Here is a 19,088-nt window from a genome sequence, read left to right as displayed (position 1 = left end):
ACCGGGCCGGAGAACGACCCGGGCCGGTCCTCCGCCGGCCCGGTCCCCCAGACGGCGCCCCCTTGGCGGCGGAGCTGTCATGGACGGCATCGCAGGTGGGCAGGTTCGGGCGTGCTGCGGCCACTTGACGACATGTCGGTGCGGATGCGCCCGAGTTGCGCTGAGATGGCCCCTCTCATCGTGAGCCGCGGATCGAGGATGAACATGAGCGACTTGGCCGAAGTGGTGCCGCCCGGTTGCACCGACGTGGTCGCGAAGGGGTGCCGGTGCGGCGCGGGCGAGGCTACGGGCGGCCCGCGCGCGGCGGAGGAGCGCTTCCGCGGGTTACTGGAGGCGGCTCCGGACGCGATGGTGATCGTCGACGACACAGGAACGATCAAACTCGTCAACGCACAGACCGAAGCGCTCTTCGGCTACCAGCGCGAAGAACTCCTCGACCGCCCCGTCGAACTCCTCGTCCCCGGCCGCTTCCACGCCCACCACACCGAACACCGCAACAACTACGCCCACAACCAGCAAGTACGCCCCATGGGCGCCGGACTCGACCTCTACGGCCTGCGCAAGGACGGCACCGAGTTCCCCGTCGAGATCAGCCTCAGCCCCCTCGAAACCGCCGACGGCCTCCTCGTCTCCGCCGCCGTCCGCGACGTCAGCGAACGCAAGGCCGCCGAGGAACGTTTCCGCGGACTGCTGGAGGCGGCTCCGGACGCGATGGTGATCGTCGACGACACAGGAACGATCAAACTCGTCAACGCACAGACCGAAGCGCTCTTCGGCTACCAGCGCGAAGAACTCCTCGACCGCCCCGTCGAACTCCTCGTCCCCGGCCGCTTCCACGCCCACCACACCGAACACCGCAACAACTACGCCCACAACCAGCAAGTACGCCCCATGGGCGCCGGACTCGACCTCTACGGCCTGCGCAAGGACGGCACCGAGTTCCCCGTCGAGATCAGCCTCAGCCCCCTCGAAACCGCCGACGGCCTCCTCGTCTCCGCCGCCGTCCGCGACGTCAGCGAACGCAAGGCCGCCGAGGAACGCATCAACGAACTCGCCGCGCTGGTCGAGTCCTCCCAGGACGCGATCCTCGCCAAGACCCTCGACGGCCGGATCACGTACTGGAACGCCGCCGCCCAGCGGCTGTACGGCTATACCGCGGCGGAGGCGGTCGGTCAGCATGTGTCGATACTCGCCCCGCCCGACCGGGGGGACGAGATCAGTCAGCTCCTGGAGCGGCTGCGCCGGGGCGAGAAGGTCGAGCACTTCGAGACCCTGCGCCTCACCCGTTCGGACGCGATGCTGGACGTCGACGTGACGCTGTGGCCGACCCGGGCCCAGGACGGCACGGTGATCGGGGCGTGCGCCATCGTCCGCGACATCAGCGACCGCAAGCGCGCCGAGGCGGAACTGACGGAGCTGTACGAGCAGCAGCGGCACATCGCCCTGACCCTGCAGCGCAGCCTCATGGGCACCCCGCCCGCCATACCCGGCCTCGCCACCGCGAGCCGCTATCTGCCCGCCACCCAGGGCGCCGGCGTGGGCGGGGACTGGTTCGACCTGATCCCGCTGGGGGCCGGCCGGGTCGGCGTGCTGATCGGCGACGTGATGGGCCGCGGCCTGGAGGCGGCCGCGGTCATGGGTCAGCTCCGGTCCGCCGCGCACGCGCTGGCCAAGACCGGGATGCAGCCCCGCCAGCTCATGCAGGCCCTCGACACCGTCGTCGCCGACCTGGGCGTCCCCGACCAGCTGGTCACCTGCTGCTATCTGGTCATCGCCGCCGACACCGGGGAGGTGACCGTCTGCTCCGCGGGCCATCTGCCCGTCCTGGTCACGGTCCCGGTCGAGGCCGTGCGGACACTCCCCGCGCCCGTGAACGCGCCCCTCGGCGTGGGCAACGTGGTCTACGAGCAGTGCTGTACGACGCTCGCGCGCGGTGCCACCCTCGTGCTCTACACGGACGGACTCATCGAGACTCCCGGTGGTGACATCGAGGACCAGCTCACCGAGCTGATCAACACGCTGGACAGGCTCGCGACCGGCTCCCCCGACCTCGAAATTGTCGCCGACCACGTACTGGCGACCCTGCTGCCCGACGCCGACGGCCACGACGACGTCACCCTGCTGCTGACACAGCTGCCGGCGGCCCCGCTGGCCACGGCCACCACCGACCTGCCCGCCGTGGCGCGGTCCGTGTCGGCGGGCCGGGACTTCCTCGGCCGCGTGCTCGTCGAGTGGGACCTCACGGACCGGGCGGACGACGCGTGCCTCCTGCTGTCCGAGGTGCTCACCAATGCCGTACAACACGCCCAGGGGCCGATCGGACTGCACATCTGCCGGACCGACATCGAACTGACGGTCGAGATCGGTGATCGCAGTCCTCAGCTGCCCCAGCCCCGCACGGCGGCCGAGGACGCGGAGTCGGGCCGGGGACTCCTCCTCGTACGGGCCCTCGCCGACGACTGGGGCGTGCGCCCGACGGACGAGGGCAAGACGACGTGGTTCAGCCTCAAGAGCGTCCTGGCGCGCCAGGGCGGGTGACGATCACCCGCACAAGGTCGATACTTCCGAGAGTAGGCAACAGGTCGGCATCGGTCCTGGGAGAACACGGGCCGGAGTCCTACCTGCCGGGCCCACCAGGAGGTACCGATGAAGATGCTCATCAACGTTCCGGAAACCGTGGTGGCAGACGCGCTGCGGGGAATCGCGGCCGCACATCCCGATCTGACCGTCGACGTCGAGAACCGGGTGATCGTACGACGGGACGCCCCCGTGGCCGGGCAGGTGGGACTCGTCTCGGGCGGCGGCTCCGGGCACGAGCCGCTGCACGGCGGGTTCGTGGGCCACGGCATGCTGTCGGCCGCATGTCCGGGCGAGGTGTTCACATCCCCCGTGCCGGACCAGATGGCGCGTGCGGCGGCGGCCGTGGACAGCGGGGCCGGCGTGCTGTTCGTCGTGAAGAACTACACCGGCGACGTGCTCAACTTCGACATGGCGGCCGAGCTCGCCGAGGACGAGGGGATCCAGGTCGCCAAGGTGCTCGTCAACGACGACGTGGCGGTCACCGACAGCCTCTACACGGCCGGACGCCGCGGCACCGGTGCGACGCTGTTCGTCGAGAAGATCGCGGGCGCCGCCGCGGCCGAGGGGCAGCCGCTGGAGCGGGTGGAGGCCGTCGGGCGCCAGGTCAACGAGAACTCCCGCAGCTTCGGTGTCGCCCTCAGCGCCTGCACCACCCCGGCGAAGGGCACCCCCACCTTCGATCTGCCGCCCGGCGAGCTGGAGTTGGGCATCGGCATCCACGGCGAGCCGGGCCGGGAACGGCGGGCGATGATGACCTCCGGAGAGATCGCCGACTTCGCGCTGAACGCGATCCTGGAGGACATGCCCCCGCGCAACCCCGTCCTCGTCCTGGTCAACGGCATGGGCGCGACCCCGCTGCTGGAGCTGTACGGCTTCAACGCCGAGGTGCAGCGGGTGCTCGGCGAGCGCGGCGTCACCGTCGCCCGCACGCTCGTCGGCAACTACGTGACCTCCCTGGACATGGCGGGCGCCTCGGTCACCCTGTGCCAGGTCGACGAGGAGCTGCTGCGGCTGTGGGACGCGCCGGTGAGGACCCCCGCCCTGCGCTGGGGCATGTGACACGGCGCCAGCAGCGACCGACGTTCCTACCACGCAAGGAGATCCAGTGCTCGACGCCGACTTCTTCCGCCGTTGGATGGTGGCGACCGCCGCGTCCGTCGACCGCGAGGCGGAACGGCTCACCGCTCTCGACTCGCCCATCGGGGACGCCGACCACGGCAGCAACCTTCAGCGCGGGTTCACCGCGGTGAAGGCATCGCTGGAGAAGGAGGCGCCGGACACGCCGGGTGCCGTGCTGACCCTCGCCGGACGCCTGCTGATCTCGACGGTGGGCGGTGCGTCCGGGCCCCTGTACGGCACGCTGCTGCGGCGTACGGGCAAGGCGCTCGGGGATGATTCCGAGGTCGGTGCCGGGCGGCTGGCCGAGGCGCTGCGGGCGGGCGTGGACGGGGTCATGGCCCTCGGGGGCGCCGCGCCGGGCGACAAGACCATGATCGACGCCCTGGTGCCGGCCGTCGACGCGCTCGGCGACGGTTTCGCCGCGGCGCGGGCCGCGGCCGAGGAGGGGGCCGTGGCGACGATCCCGCTGCAGGCCCGCAAGGGCCGGGCGAGCTATCTCGGCGAGCGCAGCATCGGACACCAGGACCCGGGAGCCACCAGCTCGGCGCTGCTCATCGCCGCGCTCGCGGAGGCCGCAGGTGAGTGACGAGAAGCTGGTCGGGATCGTGCTGGTGTCGCACAGCGCCGAAGTGGCCTCGTCCGTCGCCGAACTGGCGAAGGGCCTGGCGGGCGGCGCCGCGGCGGTGCCCGTCGCGACGGCGGGCGGCACCGAGGGCGGCGGGCTCGGTACCAGCGCCGAGCTGATCTCCGCCGCGGCCGCCGCGGTCGACCGGGGCGCCGGCATCGCCGTGCTCACCGATCTGGGCAGCGCGGTGCTCACCGTGAAGGCACTGATCGCGGAGGGCGGCGAACTGCCCGACGGCACACGTCTGGTGGACGCCCCGTTCGTGGAGGGCGCGGTGGCCGCGGTCGTCACGGCGGCCACCGGGGCCGACCTCGACGCGGTTGAGGCGGCGGCCACGGAGGCGTACAGCTACCGGAAGGTGTGATGCCGGCGAGCACCGTCAACGGCGGGCTCGGCGCCGCTCGGGACTACGGCCGGGCGGCGTCCGACGACACGGGTCGGCCGGACCGGGGCGAGCGGGGTGGTTCAGCCGCCCCGCACGAACCGGCCGGCCAGCCGTTGGCCGGTCGCCACGGCCGCCGTGTGGCTTTCGATGGGCCTGACCCGGGAGCCCTTGAACACGATGTAGGTGACGCCCGAGGGGACCCCGCCCCGGCGCGGGTCGGGGCTGATGCCGAGGCCCCGGGCCGTGGCGTAGGAGGCCTCGCCGATGATGCCGCGCGGGCCGGTGTCCCCGACGACGGCGTACTGGACCCGGCTCCGGTAGACGACGGCGACGACGGCCCCGCCGCGGACGCCGTGCGCACGGAAGTCCCAGACACCGCTCGGGGCCGGGACCACGATGTACGGCAGGCGTTCGGCGTTCAGATGGCGGCCGTCGGACTGCTGGAAGGCGGTGGCCGCGAAGAACATCGGATCGGTGCGGCGGTTGCAGCGGGTGGTGGTCCGCCCGTCGCAGTCGATGTCCATGTCGGCCTTCCAGAACACGGCGCCTCGGGTGCCGCAGACCCGGACGGTGGCGGACGCCCCCTCGTCGGTGCGGTAGCGGCCGCGCGAGACGGGAGTGCAGTGCCGGACCCGGGCCAGCAGGTCGGCGGCGCGGACCCGGCCCTCGCCGCGCACCGCCGGCTCCCGTCGTGGGCCGGCGGAGGCGGGGGCGGGTAGCGTCGCCGGGACGAGCAAGGCGGCGCCGGCCGCGGCCAGCGTCAGCGACCGGACACGCACGATGCGGGAACCTCTCCTGGGAACGTTGACGGCCACCTGGCCCGATCCGGCTCCAAGAGGTCTGACGTTCCGTCGATTGACGACAGGGGCCGGGGAGCTGAGCCGATGTCGGCCCAGGCCACCCCGGCCACCCGCGTCGGCGCGGGATCAGCGACGACAGCGTTCCGCGCCACAGGCATGAACTCCCCTGTCCTCTGGGGGAGTTCAGCCGAGAGGAATCTCAGCATACGTAACTTTCCCGGGTCGTCACCAATGCGGCCGCCCTCTTGCTGCGATCGCATCGACGGGGTCATATTGGTCCGGACCTTTGCTGTCACAGTCATCATGCCGTCCTTTGGGAGGCAGAGCGGTGCGACGCGTTGACGTTCCGCCATTCGTGGCCGCCGGCGTCCTGCTGCTGGTCGCGTCCTGTGGCTGGGGCGGCGCGGCCGACGGCGAGAGCGGGCGGATGCCCGGCGCGCCGACGGGCGTCACCGCCACGGCCGGAAGCGCGACCAGCGTCCACGTCATGTGGAACGCGGTGACCGACGGCCCCGGCATCCGTGCGTACGAGATATATCGCGGCACCACAAAGGTCCGGGAAGTGCCCGGTTCGGAACACATGGTGGACGTCATCAGGCTCAGGCCGTCCACCGTGTATGTCTTCACCGTGCGGGCCCGGGACAAGGACGGGCGCCTCGGACCGGGCAGCCGGGAGGTCCGGGCGAGGACCCCGGCCGTCGTCACGGCGGACCACTCACCGCCGACCCGTCCGCGCGATGCGGCGGGCCGCACGGTCGCCGCCCGGGCGGTCCAGCTGTCCTGGGCGGCGTCGGCGGACGACCGGGCGGTGGTCTCGTACGACGTCTACCAGGGCACGACGAGGATCCACAGCGTCGGCGGCGGCCAGACCGCGACGGTCGTCACCGGGCTGCGCCCCGCGACCCGCTACACCTTCACCGTCCGCGCCCGCGACGCCGCCGACAACCTCTCCCCGGCGAGCGCCCCGGTCCGGCTCACCACACCGGGCACCGACGACGGCCGGAACACGGCACCCACCGGATTCGGTGCGACGACCCACCGTGCCGACGGCGCGTACTACATCGACCTGTCCTGGCTGCCGCCGCGCACGGACGGGGTGATCACGGAGTACCAGATCCAACTGGACGGCAGCCCGGCGACGTCCCTGGTCTGGGGCGGTACACCACCACGCGGCCGGGCGACGTACAGCTTCTACGCGGGACGGGACGCCGGAGCCGTCCACCGGGTGCGGATCCGTGCGCGGCTGCCGGACGGCACATGGGGCGGGTTCTCCGCGGAGCGGACGGTGACGACGGGGGCGCGCGGCGGCGCCGGGTCCTGACGGCGGAAGGCTCTCCCCCGGCGTCCCCGGGCACTGCGCCCGCCCCGGACGGCGGCATCCGTCACCCGGTCGGGGGCGGTCCGCATGCGGGACAGGCCGGGGGCGCATTGGCTACTGACGAGGCAGCACGGGCGTTTCCCGACCCTCGGCGGCGCATGGGACGTTCCGCCAACCGTGCCGCCGGAGGGCAGCCCAATGCGCACTACTCGACTTCTCCTCCGCTCCGGCCTGACCCTGGCGGCTGCCGCCGCCCTTCCGACCACGCTCGCCGGGCCGACCGCCGCGGCCTCGGGGATCTCCGTGAGCACCATCGGGTCGACCGTGTCGGTCGTCACCAGCGCCTGCACCCAGATCAACGGCAGCTGGGGCAACGCGTCCCTGCTGGGCAGCAATCAGGCGAACTTCGCGCAGGGCCGTCAGGCGGCGCTCGCGGGCACGAGCATCAGCCAGTCGGCCGCCTGGTCGGGCATCACCCCCGGGACGTACACCGTCGTGGTCGTCTGCTCGAACGGCGGCACCGCGGGCACGCAGTCCATCGTCGTCTCCCCCGCCAATGCCCCGACCACCTCGTCGACCGCCAAGACGTCCTCGACCTCCGCCCCGACCCGCGGTGTCGCGGGCGGACTCGGCGGCGCGGCCCGGGACTACGGCCCGGTCGCCATCGGTGTGGGCGCGGCGCTCGTGGGCGCCGGCGTCATCGCCACGGGCTGGTACCTGCGCCGCCGCTCGAAGCCGTACCGGCTCTGACCGCACGGGGCCCGCGGGCGGCTCGAACCGTGCCGCGCACCCTGTTCGCCTATTCGGCGGCCCCGCCGCCCGGCCGTTCCCCGGCCGTGTCCGGAAGTTCGTCGAACTCCTTCAGGGCGTGGGTCAGCCACTGCGTCCAGAAGGTCTCCAGGTCGATGCCCGCCCGCAGGACGAGATGGCGCAGCCGGTCCTGCGGGGTGTCGCGGTCGGGCGGGAAGTCGCGCCGCTCGATCTCCTCGTACTCGGCCAACTGGCGCCGGTGCAGGTCGAGATGGCGGCGCAGATCGGTCGCGAGGCCCGCCGTGCCGACGACCGCCGCCGCGCGCAGCCGCAGCAGCAGGACGTCGCGCTGCGGCTTGGGGTCCTGGGACGCGGCGGTCCAGCGGGCCAGTTCGGCGCGGCCCGCGGGCAGGACCTCGTAGCTCTTCTTCTGCCCACGGGCCGGCTGCTCGGCCGGCAGGGTGCGGATGTACCCCTCGGCCTCCAGCTTCCCCAGCTCGCGATAGATCTGCTGATGCGTCGCCGACCAGAAGTAGCCGATCGACCGGTCGAACCGGCGGGTCAGCTCCAGCCCCGACGACGGCTTCTCGAGCAGGGCGGTCAGGATCGCGTGCGGGAGTGACATGGCCTCATCCTAGGGACGCGCGGACGTGCCGCACGGGCCCCTACAGCGCCGCCGCCAGCTCGGTGCCCTGCTTGATGGCGCGCTTGGCGTCCAGCTCGGCCGCCACATCGGCGCCGCCGATCAGATGCGCGCTGCGCCCGGCGGCGACCAGTTCCTCGTACAGGCCGCGGCGCGGCTCCTGACCGGTGCACAGGACGATGGTGTCGACCTCCAGGACCGTGCTCTCCTCGCCCACGGTGACATGCAGACCCGCGTCGTCGATCCGGTCGTAGCGGACGCCCGGCACCATGCTGACGCCGCGGTGCTTGAGCTCGGTGCGGTGGATCCAGCCGGTGGTCTTGCCGAGGCCTGCGCCGACCTTGGTGGGCTTGCGCTGGAGCAGGTGGACGGTGCGCGGCGGGGCGGGCCGCTGCGGCGCCGCGAGGCCGCCGGGTGCCCGGTAGTCCATGTCGACGCCCCAGTTGCGGAAGTACGTCGCCGGGTCCTCGCTCGCCTTGTCGCCGCCGTCGGTGAGGTACTCCGCGACGTCGAAGCCGATGCCGCCGGCACCGAGGATCGCGACCCGGTCGCCGACGGGGGCGCCGTCGCGCAGCACGTCGAGGTAGCCGAGGACGCGCGGGTGGTCGATGCCGGGGATGTCGGGGGTGCGCGGGGTGACACCGGTGGCGACCACGACCTCGTCGTAGTCGGTCAGCTCCGCGGAGGTGACCCAGGTGTCGAGGCGTACGTCCACCGCGTGCGCGTCGAGCTGGTGGCGGAAGTAGCGCAGCGTCTCGTCGAACTCCTGCTTGCCGGGGACCTTGCGGGCCACGTTGAGCTGCCCGCCGATCTCGCTCGCGGCGTCGAACAGCGTCACCTCGTGGCCGCGTTCGGCGGCGCTCACCGCGCAGGCCAGGCCAGCCGGTCCCGCGCCGACGACGGCGACGCGCTTGCGCCGCCGGGTCGGGGAGAGGACGAGTTCGGTCTCGTGGCAGGCGCGCGGGTTGACCAGGCAGGAGGTGATCTTGCCGCTGAAGGTGTGGTCGAGGCAGGCCTGGTTGCAGCCGATGCAGGTGTTGATGGCCTCGGGCCGGCCCTCGGCCGCCTTGTTGACGAAGTCGGGGTCAGCGAGCATCGGGCGGGCCATGGACACCATGTCCGCGGCCCCGCCGGCGAGCAACTCCTCGGCGATTTCAGGGGTGTTGATGCGGTTGGTGGTCACCAGCGGCACGGACACCTCGCCCATGAGCTTCTTGGTGACCCAGGTGTACGCGCCACGCGGGACGGAGGTGGCGATGGTGGGGATACGGGCCTCGTGCCAGCCGATGCCGGTGTTGATGATCGTCGCTCCGGCCGCCTCGACGGCCTTGGCGAGCGTGATCACCTCGTCGAAGGAGGAGCCGCCCGGGACCAGGTCGAGCATGGACAGCCGGTAGATGATGATGAAGTCCTCGCCGACCGCCTCGCGCACACGCTTGACGATCTCGACGGGGAACCGCATCCGGTTCTCGTACGACCCGCCCCAGCGGTCGGTGCGGTGGTTGGTCTGCGCGGCGATGAACTCGTTGATCAGATAGCCCTCGGAGCCCATGATCTCGACGCCGTCGTAGCCGGCCTGCCGGGCGAGGCGGGCGGCGCGCGCGTAGTCCTCGATCGTCCGCTCGATGTCGGCGTCGGTGAGCTCGCGCGGCGGGAAGGGGCTGATCGGCGCCTGGAGGGGGCTCGGTGCGACCAGGTCCTGGTGGTAGGCGTACCGACCGAAGTGCAGGATCTGCATCGCGATCTTCCCGCCCTCGCGGTGCACCGCCTCGGTGATCGCGGCGTGCTGCTCGGCCTCCGCCTCGGTGGTGAGCTTGGCTCCGCCCTCGTACGGCCGCCCCTCGTCGTTGGGTGCGATGCCGCCGGTGACGATCAGTCCCACTCCCCCGCGCGCGCGGGCGGCGTAGAACTCCGCCATGCGCTCGAACCCGCGCTCGGCCTCTTCCAGGCCCACATGCATGGAGCCCATGAGCACGCGGTTGGGCAGGGTGGTGAAGCCCAGGTCGAGGGGGTTCAGCAGGTGCGGGTAGCGGCTCATCGGGCCCTCCGTGCGCGCGGTGTCGTCGCCTCTGTTGTAGAGGACGGCGGGCGCCTTTTGCAACTAGTTGCATAAACGGAGGGAGGTGAGCCCGGCCACTCCGCGACTGCGCGCGCGGTGCGGCCGGGCCCAGGTCACCTGCTTTCGAGCAGGACGTGCAGCTCCTTTTCCTGGTCGCCCGAGGCGGAGGACAGGTTGCGCACCGTGAAGAGGGAGTCCAGGGTCGTGCGGAGCCGGTCGATCGCCCAGTAGCCGCCATGCGCGTCGGCCTCGACGGTGGACGAGAGCCGTGCGGGAATCGCGCACTCGTGCGCGTCCGTGACCTCGAACGTGCCGAGCCACACCATCGGACGCGTCTCGTGGAGCTGCTGCGGCACGTCCTCGGCGCACCGGTCGGACTCGAAGCACGTGCACAGCGCGTCGAACACGATCCGGGCGTCTTCCTTGCTGCATCCGCTGATCTCGACGGAGACGGACTCGTCGTGCGTTCGCTCAGGGGCCATCGTGATCGCTCCTCTCATGGCGACGGCGCGGTACCGCGGGTTCCCCGCGAACCGCGCCACACCCCAAGAAAACCACCACTTTCCGGGCGCGCACCACCCGTCGCGGCACTCCGCCGAGGACTTGGCCGAAGACCCAGCCGAGGACTCAGCCGCGGGTGAACCGGTACGTCTTGCTGTCCGTGAGCACACAGAAGCCCGGCGACATCACGATCACCCGCAGGGTGCCGGTGCGACGGTCGTAGTCGATGCCCTCGGACTCGAAGGTGCCCGAGCAGGAGCTGCGCAGCGGGAGCTGCCGCAGCGCCGTGACATGGCCGGAGACGTCCGCCGTGCCGTTCGGCCGGCCGGACAGGTCGATCCGCAGGAGGAGCTTGGTGATGCCGAAGAGGGTGCCGGCGGGGTCGTCGGAGGAGCACAGCAGGGTCGTCGGGCCCGAGAAGTCGCAGCCCTGGACGTCACGCACGGCATGGTCCAGGTTGACGGTGGACACCTGCGGGAGGTTCGCCGAGGGCGAGGTGGCCGGGTTCGCCCCGGGGGTGGGGAAGACCAGGAACCGGCTCATCGTGCCGTACTCGCCCGCCAGCATCCACTGGCCGTCGGGCGAAATGGCGACCCAGGCGTTGTTCAGGGCCTCCCCGGCGTCGAGCGTGTGGACGTACTCCGACCAGGCACCGCCCGGCGCCTGCGCCCGGAACATCTTGGTGCTGCCGGAGTCCCGCTGGTACGGCTCGACGTAGTAGCCGTCGTAGGAGGCGTCGGGGTCGCCCACGTGGTTCCAGCCTCGGCCGCTCACGCCGGACGGGACGGTGCCGATGCCGGTGTACCGGTTGGGGCTGCCGGCCGGAACCTCGACCGAGGTCAGGCCCTGGCTCTCGGTGAGCGGGTCGGCGCGGTCGGAACCGGCCTCGGTCCAGGTGTCGGCAGCCGAGGCGGGCGTGGCGGGTGCGCCGAGGGACACGACGAGGGCGGTGGCGAGGGTGACGAGTCCGGTCAGGACCCTGTGACAACGTTGCCGGGCGGTGGACGCGGGCATGGGGCTGCTCCTCGGATCCGGGGTGGGGGCGTTCGGCCGACAGTCTGGCGGCGCCTACTAGTCATGTACAGACCAATAGTGGAACGGCGGATGAACAGGCCGGACCTGTCCACCCCGCGGCGTGGCACAGGTCATACGCCCGCGTGGCCGCGTCCTCGCGGCTTCTCCGGACGCCCGCCGCCGTGTTGAGGGATGGTGGAGACACTCGTCGGCGGCGTCGGAGATTCGGTGTGAGCGCGGTAGAACAAGGGGAGTCGGCACACGGGGCGGCGTGCCGTACGGTCCGTCGAAGGCGGTGCGTGGAATGAATGCAGCCGAGGCTCCGGTGGCCCAGGGCGGCGGGCCGGTGCGGCCGAGCGGTCTGCTCGACGTGCTGGGCGTGGCCTCGGTGGTGCTGGACGCCGAGGGGCGCATCGTGCTGTGGAGCCCGCAGGCGGAGGAGCTGTTCGGCTACTCGGCCCAGGAGGCGCTCGGCGAGTACGCCGCCCGTCTGATGGTGCACGAGCAGCACATCCAGCTGGTCGGCAAGCTGTTCGCCGACGTGATGCGCACCGGGCAGAGCTGGGCCGGCGCCTTCCCCGTCCGGATCAAGGACGGCGGCACCCGGCTGGTGGAGTTCCGCAACATGCGTCTGCTGGACGACCAGGGCGATGTGTACGCGCTGGGTCTCGCGGCCGACCGGTCGACGGTGCGCCGTCTCGAACAGGACGTGGCGCTGTCCGAGCGGATCGTGAACCAGTCGCCGATCGGGCTGGCCGTGCTGGACACCGAACTGCGGTACGTCTCGGTCAACCCGGCACTGGCGAAGATCAACGGAGTTCCCGCCGCGGACCACGTCGGACGGACGGTCCCCGAGGTGCTGCCGCTGGTGGACGCCGGCACCCTGGAAGGGGCGGCCCGCCGGGTCCTGGAGACGGGAGAGCCCTTCGTCGACAGGACCACCGTCGGCCGGACCCCGGCGGATCCGGACGAGGACCGCACCTGGTCGGTGTCGCTGTACCGGCTGGAGGACGCCATGGGCACGGTCCTCGGCGTCGCGGCCTCGATAGTGGACATCACCGAGCAGCACCGGGCCGGGGTCGAGGCCGAGACCGCGCGGCGCCGCCTCGCCGTCATCGCCGACGCCTCCGCCCGGATCGGCACCACCCTGGAGCTGGACCGCACGGCCCGCGAGCTGGCCGACGTCGCCGTGCCCGAACTCGCCGACGTGGCAGCCGTCGACCTGCTCGACGCGGTGGTCGAGGGCCGCCGCAGCACGCTCGGCCCCTCCGAGCCCGCGGTGATCCGCGCCCTCGCCGTACGGGCGGAGGACGGCGAGGACGCCCTCCAGGCCGCCGACCCGCCCGGGCAGCTCGTCCGGTACGCCCCCGACCGCCTGATCACCGAGTGCGTACGGACCGGCCGCCCGGTGGTGGTACCCCAGGTGAAGGACGAGCACCTGCCCCGCATCGCCCGCTCCCCCGAGTCGGCGGTGCTGCTGGGCCGGGCGGGCGTCCACTCCTATCTGGCCGTCCCGCTGATCGCGCGCGGCGAGGTGCTCGGCGCCCTCGACCTCAAACGCACCCGCAATCCGGCGCCCTTCGGCGAGGACGACCTGCTGCTCGCCCGTGAGCTGGCCGCCCGCGCGGCCGTGCAGATCGACAACGCGCGCTGGTACCAGAACGCCCGCAACACCGCGCTCACCCTGCAGCGCAGCCTGCTGCCCGGCCATCCGCCGGTGACGACCGGTCTGGAGGTCGCCTCGCGCTACCAGCCCGCGGGAGCCACCACCGAGGTCGGCGGTGACTGGTTCGACGTCATCCCGCTGGAGGGTGGCAGGACGGCGCTGGTCGTGGGCGACGTGATGGGCAGCGGTATCAACGCGGCCGCCACCATGGGCCGGCTGCGCACGGCGACCACCACCCTGGCCTCGCTCGGCCTCGATCCCGCGGTGCTCCTGGAGCATCTCGACAAGATCGCCTCGGGCCTGGACCACTCCATCGCGACCTGTGTGTACGCCGTCCACGACCCCCGACTGCGCCAGTGCCGCATCGCCAATGCGGGGCATCTGCCCCCGGCCCGGGTCCGCGTCGGCCACCCGCCCGAGCTGCTCGACCTGCCCACGGGCGTGCCGCTCGGGGTGGGCGGGGTCCCGTTCTCCACCACCACGGTCGACTTCGCCCCCGGCGACGAGCTGGTGTTCTACACGGACGGGCTGGTCGAGACGCGCAGCCACTCGCTCGACGAACGCCTCGACTTCCTCCTCTCCCTCCTCGACGACCCGGCCCGGCCCCTGGAGGAGGCCTGCGACCTGCTGCTGCGCACCCTGCACCACCCCGACAACCACGACGACGTGGCACTCCTGATGGCGCGGGCGCAGGAACTGCCCTGAGCTGCGCGGGCACCGGCCCGACCGACCGATTCACAGCAACTCGTTACCAGGCCCTTATCGGCGTCATCGGACAATCACAGGGAGGCATGCGTACGGGATGCCGCGTGTCATGGCCGATGGGAGCGAGCAGTGACGCACGAACCGGATCACGGGCACGGCTCCGGCGACGGGCCCGCGGAGTCGATCCCGCCGATCCCGCCGATGCCCCCGCATCCGCCGCGGGCGGCCGGGGAATGGGAAGTGATCGCCGGACCGGGACAGGACCGTGAGCCGGGTCTGCCGCTGCGGGCACGGTGGCGGAGGCAGTCGGCCCGGGTCCGGGCGGTGACCGTGGCGGCCACGGTCGTGGCACTGGCTCTCGGCGGCACCGTCGCCTACGCCGCCACCTCGGGCGGCCCGGACACCGGCGTCGTACCCGCTGCCGCCGGCTCCCCCTCCGGGTCACCGTCGCCGGAGGGCCATGGACGCGGCCCCGGCTTCGGCTGGTTCGGCCTCGGCGGGGGCGGTGTGCACGGCGAGGCGACGGTCAAGGACCGGGACACCGGGAAGTGGGTCGTACGGACCTGGCAGCGGGGCACGGTCGAGAAGGTGGACGGCGACCAGGTCACCGTGAAGAGCGACGACGGCGCCCGGTGGACCTGGACGGTGGGCTCGGACGCCGAGGTGCACCGCGAGGGCTCGTCCGGCAAGGGCGCCGACGCGCTGAAGAAGGGCGACAAGGCGTTCCTGGCCGGCACGCGCTCCGACAGCGGCACGAGGACCGCCGCGGTCGCCGTCGCGGGCACCTTCGACCGCGGGGGCCCGGGCGAGGACCGGCACGACGGCCGCTGGGGCTTCCCCGGCCACGGCGGTCCGCGGTGGGGCCACCCGGACCGTACCGCGTCACCGAGTCCGACGGGCAGCGGGACGACGACCTGAGCCGACACGGCTCGGTCCGGGGTGGCGCCTACGGCCGGACGGCGATCACCACGTTGGCGTACAGCTCCTCGGACACCGCGAGGCGGGCGCTCAGGCCGGCCTCGGTGAACGCCTCGACGGCGCTCGGCGCCTGACGTTCGCTCGTCTCCACCAGGACGCAGCCGCCGGGGGCGAGCCACTGTGGTGCCCCGGCGGCGACCCGGCGCAGGACGCCCAGGCCGTCGGCGCCGCCGTCGAGGGCGACGAGGGGTTCGTGGTCGCGGGCCTCCGCCGGCAGGAGGTCCACCTCGTCGGTGGGGACGTACGGCACGTTCGCCGCGAGGATGCCGACCCGGCCGCGCAGGTCGCCGGGCAGCGCGTCGAACAGATCGCCCGTATGGGCATGCCCACCGAAGGCGGCGATATTGCGCCGGGCGCAGCGCACCGCGGCCGGATCCACGTCGGCGGCGTGCAGTTCCACCCGGCCGAGCGCGGCGGCCAGGGCCGCGCCGACCGCTCCGGAACCGCAGCACAGGTCCACGACGACGGACGCGTGCGGGGCCTGGGCGAGGGCCTGGTCGACCAGGAACTCGGTGCGGCGGCGGGGGACGAACACGCCCGGTCCCACCGAGATGCGCAGTCCGTGGAACTCGGCCCAGCCGAGGACGTGTTCGAGGGGCAGTCCGGCGACGCGCCGGTCCACCATCGCGGCGAGTTCGTCCGGCGTGCGGGCGGTGGCGAGGATGAGTTCCGCCTCGTCCTCGGCGAAGACACACCCGGCGGCGCGCAGCGCGGAGACGACGGTGGCAGGGGAATACGGGGGCATGAGAGCCGAGAGCCTTTCGGAGACCTGGGGCCGAAGGATGCTCTCGTGGTCACCTACTGCCGGTGACCCGCAATACGTCGAGGAGAGAGCACCCGAGCTGACACAGCGGTAATGGGTCTCACCTCCTCGCGGCGCACGGCCGGGACGGTCCGCGGCCGACCGCAACCCTACCCCAACGGTCGGACGCCGACGGCCCCTTCGACCTCCGCCTCGGCCCCGTCCGGGAGGGGGCTCCAGAGTTTAAGTTGTACTATGCAACTAGGACGTGGAGGAGGTGATTCCCGTGACAGCAGCGGAGACGGCCGTCGAGACCATCCAGCGCGAGATGACGATCTTCGCCCGCCGGGCCCGCGCCTCGGCGGGACGCATGCACCCGGAGCTGTCGCTGGTGTCGTACACCCTGCTCGGGCACCTGGAGGAGAGCGGCGGCTGCCGGGCCACCGACCTGGCCGCGCACTACGCCCTGGACAAGTCCACGGTCAGCCGTCAGGTGGCCGCGCTGGAGCGGGCCGGGCTGATCGAGCGCCGTACGGATCCGGAGGACCAACGCGTCCAGGTGCTGCAACTGACGGAGGCGGGCGAGGAGATCCTCGCCCAGGTCACCCAGAGCCGCCGGGCCGCCTTCCGGGAGCGGCTCGCACACTGGCCCGAGGAGGACCTGATCCGGTTCGCCGGGTATCTGGAGCGGTACAACGCGGGGCCGACGCCGGCCGCCGACCGCGACTGAGCGGACGCCCGCCCTACGACACCGGTACGGCTTCCCGGCCGTCCGCAAGCCGCTCCGGCGCCCGCGCCGCGAGGAACGCCGTGCGGCGGCGCAGCCGGAAGCCGAGGGACTCGTAGAGCCGGATGGCGTGGGTGTTGCGCGCACCGGTGTGCAGGAACGGCGTCTCCCCGCGCTCCCGGATGCCGTGCGCGACGGCGAGGATCAGCCGGGTCGCCAGGCCCTCGCCACGCAGGGCGGGGTCGGTGCAGACCGCGCTGATCTCGGTCCAGCCGGGCGGACGGAGTCGCTCCCCCGCCATGGCGACCAGCGCGCCGCCGCGGCGTATGCCCAGGTAGGTGCCGAGTTCGATGGTGCGGGGCAGGAACGGTCCGGGCCGGGTGCGCTCGACCAGATCGAGCATCTCGGGCACGTCGGCGGCACCGAGGCGGACCGCCTCCGCGTCCGGCGCGGCGACCACGCCGTCGTCCACGAGCTGTACGCCCTCCACCCGGAAGGTGATCTCCCAGTCGGCGGGGACCCGCCCCCGGAAGCCCGGCAGCGGTACCTCGGCGCCCGGCCCGGCCAGCGCGGCGAGATCGGCCCAGTCGTCCGCGTCGGGTTCGGCGGGCAGCGCGAGCCACGGGGACACGTCGACCGGGTAGCGCAGCACACGCCCGCGCCGCTCGGCGAAGTGCGCGTGCGGGCCGGTCAGGGAGGCGAGGGCGGGGTTGTCGAGGACGTGCGGGACGCCGCCGCCGAGGCCGGGGTCGCTCATGCGGCGACTGCCTCGGCCACACCGGCGCCCCCGTCGGCCGCCGCGGTCACCGGTCCGCCGTACCGCGTGCACACATACACCTCTGGCATCTGCTTCCTCACTCTCCCTACGCTGCCGCCGGGGCGGTCGATCCCGGCACTCAGCGCCAAGGACGAACGCGCGAGGGCTATTCCCGGCCCCGTGCAGACTTGGTACGGCCGCCGTGAACGGGCCGCTGACCAGGGACGGAGCACCGGCGGCGACAGCGTACGGTTGAAGCATGAACGTCACCCGAGGCTTCACCGGGCGCCCCCGCGTCGCCAACTCCGGGCTGCCACCCGGCCAGTACGACGCGGGCGACGACTGGCCCGTCCTGTCCGCCGAGGTCACCCCCGACCTCGCGCCCGCCGACTGGTCCTTCCGCGTGGACGGACTGGTCGCCGAGCCGCGGACCTGGGACTGGGACGAGGCGCACGCCCTGCCAGGGTCGGTGTACGAGGGCGACATCCACTGCGTGACGAGCTGGTCGAAGTTCGGGGTACGGTTCGGAGGTGTCTCGCTGGACGCATTCCTCGGTGTGGTGCGGCCCCATGGATCCGCCACACATGCCGTGGCCTATTCGCACACCGGCTATACGTCCAGCCTCCCGCTCGCGGACCTCACCGACGGACGCGCCTGGATCGCCTGGGAGTACGACGGCAGGCCGCTCGCGGCCGAGCACGGCGGGCCGGCGCGGCTGCTGGTGCCGCACCTGTACTTCTGGAAGAGCGCCAAGTGGATCGCGGGCCTCACCCTGCTCGACCACGACGCGCCGGGCTTCTGGGAGCAGAACGGCTACCACGCGCGCGGCAACCCCTGGGAGGAGCAGCGGTACTCCGGTGACTGAGACCTTCACTCCCCCCACCCGTTTCGCAGTGCCGGGGCGCATCGCGGTCAGCGGCCAGGCCGCGACGGCATGGCAGCCGGCCACCCTCACGGAGATCCGGCGCGAGACCCCGCACGCCGCCACCTTCCGGTTCGCGGTGCCGCACTGGGCGGGGCATCTGCCCGGGCAGCATCTGATGCTGCGGCTCACCGCCGAGGACGGCTATGTGGCGCAGCGCCACTATTCGATCGCGTCCGCACCCGACGACTCCGGGCACATCGAGCTGACCCTGGATCATGTCGAGGGCGGCGAGGTCTCCGGCTGGTTCCACACGGTGGCCAGGCCGGGCGACACCGTCGAGGTGCGCGGCCCGCTGAGCGGTTTCTTCGCCTGGCCCGGCGACCGGCCCGCGCTCCTGATCGGCGCCGGTTCCGGAGTCGTACCGCTGATGTCGATGGTGCGGCACCACCGCGCGAGCGGTCTCACCGTGCCGCTGCGACTGCTGGTGTCCGCGCGCGGACCCGAGGAGCTGATCTACGCGCGCGAGTTCGGCGCGGAGACGACACCGGTGTTCACCCGTAGCGCGCCGGACGGTGTGCCAGTGGGACGTATGGCCACCGCACATGTGGCGCCGCTCCTGGCCGAGCAGCCTACCGGTGGGTGGGAAGCCTATGTGTGCGGCTCCAACGGGTTTGCCGAGCATGCCTCACGGCTGCTCGTGGCGGCGGGCCAGCCCGTGGACCGTATCCGCATCGAACGCTTCGGCTGACCTCGCGCCGTTTCCGGCAGACCCACGGCCCCACGGACTCGCAGACCCGCAGACGCGCAGACCCGCAAGCCGGCACGCCCGGATGCCAGTGGCTGTCGAGCGTCGC

General features: G+C 72.5%; 18 protein-coding genes. 11 read left to right on the top strand and 7 right to left on the bottom strand.

Annotation, left to right across the window (positions count from 1 at the left end; translation table 11 throughout):
* Positions 1-204: 204 nt before the first annotated feature.
* From AB0I54_RS28965 to AB0I54_RS28950, 4 genes are all read left to right on the top strand, one after another.
* Positions 205-2,538, top strand: coding sequence for a PAS domain S-box protein (locus AB0I54_RS28965; RefSeq protein ID WP_363299104.1), 2,334 nt, complete (start codon positions 205-207; stop codon positions 2,536-2,538).
* 108 nt (positions 2,539-2,646) lie between these two features.
* The gene (gene dhaK / locus AB0I54_RS28960) at positions 2,647-3,639 is read left to right on the top strand and encodes a dihydroxyacetone kinase subunit DhaK (RefSeq protein ID WP_363299102.1); all 993 of its coding nucleotides are present in this window, start codon (positions 2,647-2,649) and stop codon (positions 3,637-3,639) included.
* A 46-nt stretch (positions 3,640-3,685) separates the two neighbouring features.
* A complete protein-coding gene (gene dhaL, locus AB0I54_RS28955) occupies positions 3,686-4,285 on the top strand; it encodes a dihydroxyacetone kinase subunit DhaL (RefSeq protein WP_363299101.1) in 600 nt (199 codons plus the stop codon).
* Positions 4,278-4,688 (top strand): PTS fructose transporter subunit IIA, encoded by a 411-nt coding sequence (locus AB0I54_RS28950; RefSeq protein WP_363299100.1) that lies wholly within the window; start codon positions 4,278-4,280, stop codon positions 4,686-4,688. Before dhaL ends, AB0I54_RS28950 begins: the two co-directional genes overlap by 8 nt.
* 101 nt (positions 4,689-4,789) lie before the next feature.
* On the opposite strand, the gene AB0I54_RS28945 is transcribed toward AB0I54_RS28950, so the two are convergent.
* Positions 4,790-5,488 (bottom strand): glycoside hydrolase family 75 protein, encoded by a 699-nt coding sequence (locus AB0I54_RS28945; protein ID WP_363299099.1) that lies wholly within the window; start codon positions 5,486-5,488, stop codon positions 4,790-4,792.
* 349 nt (positions 5,489-5,837) lie between these two features.
* Here AB0I54_RS28945 and AB0I54_RS28940 point away from each other — a divergent pair, with 349 nt between their 5' ends.
* Entirely contained in the window at positions 5,838-6,830 is a 993-nt protein-coding gene (locus AB0I54_RS28940; RefSeq protein WP_363299098.1) for a fibronectin type III domain-containing protein, read from the top strand.
* 195 nt (positions 6,831-7,025) lie between these two features.
* Positions 7,026-7,577, top strand: a complete 552-nt coding sequence (locus AB0I54_RS28935) for a hypothetical protein (protein ID WP_363299097.1) — start codon at positions 7,026-7,028, stop codon at positions 7,575-7,577.
* A 49-nt stretch (positions 7,578-7,626) separates the two neighbouring features.
* Here the strand turns inward: AB0I54_RS28935 and AB0I54_RS28930 are convergent, their stop codons facing one another.
* The 4 genes from AB0I54_RS28930 to AB0I54_RS28915 all read right to left on the bottom strand — a co-directional run bounded on the left by AB0I54_RS28930 (position 7,627) and on the right by AB0I54_RS28915 (position 11,794).
* Positions 7,627-8,202 carry a PadR family transcriptional regulator gene (locus tag AB0I54_RS28930; protein WP_363299096.1) on the bottom strand — a complete coding sequence of 192 codons (576 nt, stop codon included), beginning with the start codon at positions 8,200-8,202 and terminating at the stop codon, positions 7,627-7,629.
* Positions 8,203-8,242: 40 nt separating this feature from the next.
* Complete coding sequence (locus tag AB0I54_RS28925) at positions 8,243-10,258, bottom strand: NADPH-dependent 2,4-dienoyl-CoA reductase (protein WP_363299095.1); 2,016 nt, start codon at positions 10,256-10,258, stop codon at positions 8,243-8,245.
* A 134-nt stretch (positions 10,259-10,392) separates the two neighbouring features.
* Complete coding sequence (locus tag AB0I54_RS28920; RefSeq protein WP_363299094.1) at positions 10,393-10,761, bottom strand: hypothetical protein; 369 nt, start codon at positions 10,759-10,761, stop codon at positions 10,393-10,395.
* A 145-nt stretch (positions 10,762-10,906) separates the two neighbouring features.
* The gene (locus AB0I54_RS28915) at positions 10,907-11,794 is read right to left on the bottom strand and encodes a hypothetical protein (RefSeq protein WP_363299093.1); all 888 of its coding nucleotides are present in this window, start codon (positions 11,792-11,794) and stop codon (positions 10,907-10,909) included.
* 304 nt (positions 11,795-12,098) lie between these two features.
* On the opposite strand from AB0I54_RS28915, the gene AB0I54_RS28910 reads away from it, so the two are divergent.
* Together AB0I54_RS28910 and AB0I54_RS28905 are read left to right on the top strand one after the other, a co-directional pair.
* Positions 12,099-14,165, top strand: coding sequence for a SpoIIE family protein phosphatase (locus AB0I54_RS28910; RefSeq protein ID WP_363299092.1), 2,067 nt, complete (start codon positions 12,099-12,101; stop codon positions 14,163-14,165).
* A 129-nt stretch (positions 14,166-14,294) separates the two neighbouring features.
* Complete coding sequence (locus AB0I54_RS28905) at positions 14,295-15,083, top strand: hypothetical protein (protein WP_363299090.1); 789 nt, start codon at positions 14,295-14,297, stop codon at positions 15,081-15,083.
* Between the two features lie 28 nt (positions 15,084-15,111).
* Here the strand turns inward: AB0I54_RS28905 and AB0I54_RS28900 are convergent, their stop codons facing one another.
* Positions 15,112-15,888, bottom strand: coding sequence for a putative protein N(5)-glutamine methyltransferase (locus AB0I54_RS28900; protein WP_363299089.1), 777 nt, complete (start codon positions 15,886-15,888; stop codon positions 15,112-15,114).
* Between the two features lie 283 nt (positions 15,889-16,171).
* On the opposite strand from AB0I54_RS28900, the gene AB0I54_RS28895 reads away from it, so the two are divergent.
* A complete protein-coding gene (locus AB0I54_RS28895; RefSeq protein ID WP_363299088.1) occupies positions 16,172-16,615 on the top strand; it encodes a MarR family winged helix-turn-helix transcriptional regulator in 444 nt (147 codons plus the stop codon).
* Positions 16,616-16,628: 13 nt separating this feature from the next.
* Here AB0I54_RS28895 and AB0I54_RS28890 read toward each other — a convergent pair whose 3' ends face one another.
* A complete protein-coding gene (locus AB0I54_RS28890) occupies positions 16,629-17,369 on the bottom strand; it encodes a GNAT family N-acetyltransferase (protein WP_363299087.1) in 741 nt (246 codons plus the stop codon).
* Positions 17,370-17,628: 259 nt separating this feature from the next.
* Here AB0I54_RS28890 and AB0I54_RS28885 point away from each other — a divergent pair, with 259 nt between their 5' ends.
* Together AB0I54_RS28885 and AB0I54_RS28880 are read left to right on the top strand one after the other, a co-directional pair.
* Positions 17,629-18,234 (top strand): sulfite oxidase-like oxidoreductase, encoded by a 606-nt coding sequence (locus AB0I54_RS28885; protein ID WP_363299086.1) that lies wholly within the window; start codon positions 17,629-17,631, stop codon positions 18,232-18,234.
* A complete protein-coding gene (locus tag AB0I54_RS28880) occupies positions 18,227-18,982 on the top strand; it encodes a ferredoxin reductase (RefSeq protein WP_363299085.1) in 756 nt (251 codons plus the stop codon). Before AB0I54_RS28885 ends, AB0I54_RS28880 begins: the two co-directional genes overlap by 8 nt.
* Positions 18,983-19,088 lie beyond the last annotated feature (106 nt).

Source organism: Streptomyces sp. NPDC050625, assembly GCF_040654755.1.
In the GTDB taxonomy this organism is placed as follows: domain Bacteria; phylum Actinomycetota; class Actinomycetes; order Streptomycetales; family Streptomycetaceae; genus Streptomyces.
This window is presented reverse-complemented; position numbering and strand designations above follow the sequence as displayed.

Excerpts from the sequence above, each read along its gene's own strand:
- AB0I54_RS28965 (WP_363299104.1), top strand. The coding sequence starts at position 205 with ATGAGCGACTTGGCCGAAGTGGTGCCGCCCGGTTGCACCGACGTGGTC.
- dhaK (WP_363299102.1), top strand. The coding sequence starts at position 2,647 with ATGAAGATGCTCATCAACGTTCCGGAAACCGTGGTGGCAGACGCGCTG.
- AB0I54_RS28935 (WP_363299097.1), top strand. The coding sequence starts at position 7,026 with ATGCGCACTACTCGACTTCTCCTCCGCTCCGGCCTGACCCTGGCGGCT.
- AB0I54_RS28930 (WP_363299096.1), bottom strand. The coding sequence starts at position 8,202 with ATGTCACTCCCGCACGCGATCCTGACCGCCCTGCTCGAGAAGCCGTCG.
- AB0I54_RS28925 (WP_363299095.1), bottom strand. The coding sequence starts at position 10,258 with ATGAGCCGCTACCCGCACCTGCTGAACCCCCTCGACCTGGGCTTCACC.
- AB0I54_RS28920 (WP_363299094.1), bottom strand. The coding sequence starts at position 10,761 with ATGGCCCCTGAGCGAACGCACGACGAGTCCGTCTCCGTCGAGATCAGC.
- AB0I54_RS28915 (WP_363299093.1), bottom strand. The coding sequence starts at position 11,794 with ATGCCCGCGTCCACCGCCCGGCAACGTTGTCACAGGGTCCTGACCGGA.
- AB0I54_RS28910 (WP_363299092.1), top strand. The coding sequence starts at position 12,099 with ATGAATGCAGCCGAGGCTCCGGTGGCCCAGGGCGGCGGGCCGGTGCGG.
- AB0I54_RS28900 (WP_363299089.1), bottom strand. The coding sequence starts at position 15,888 with ATGCCCCCGTATTCCCCTGCCACCGTCGTCTCCGCGCTGCGCGCCGCC.
- AB0I54_RS28890 (WP_363299087.1), bottom strand. The coding sequence starts at position 17,369 with ATGAGCGACCCCGGCCTCGGCGGCGGCGTCCCGCACGTCCTCGACAAC.
- AB0I54_RS28885 (WP_363299086.1), top strand. The coding sequence starts at position 17,629 with ATGAACGTCACCCGAGGCTTCACCGGGCGCCCCCGCGTCGCCAACTCC.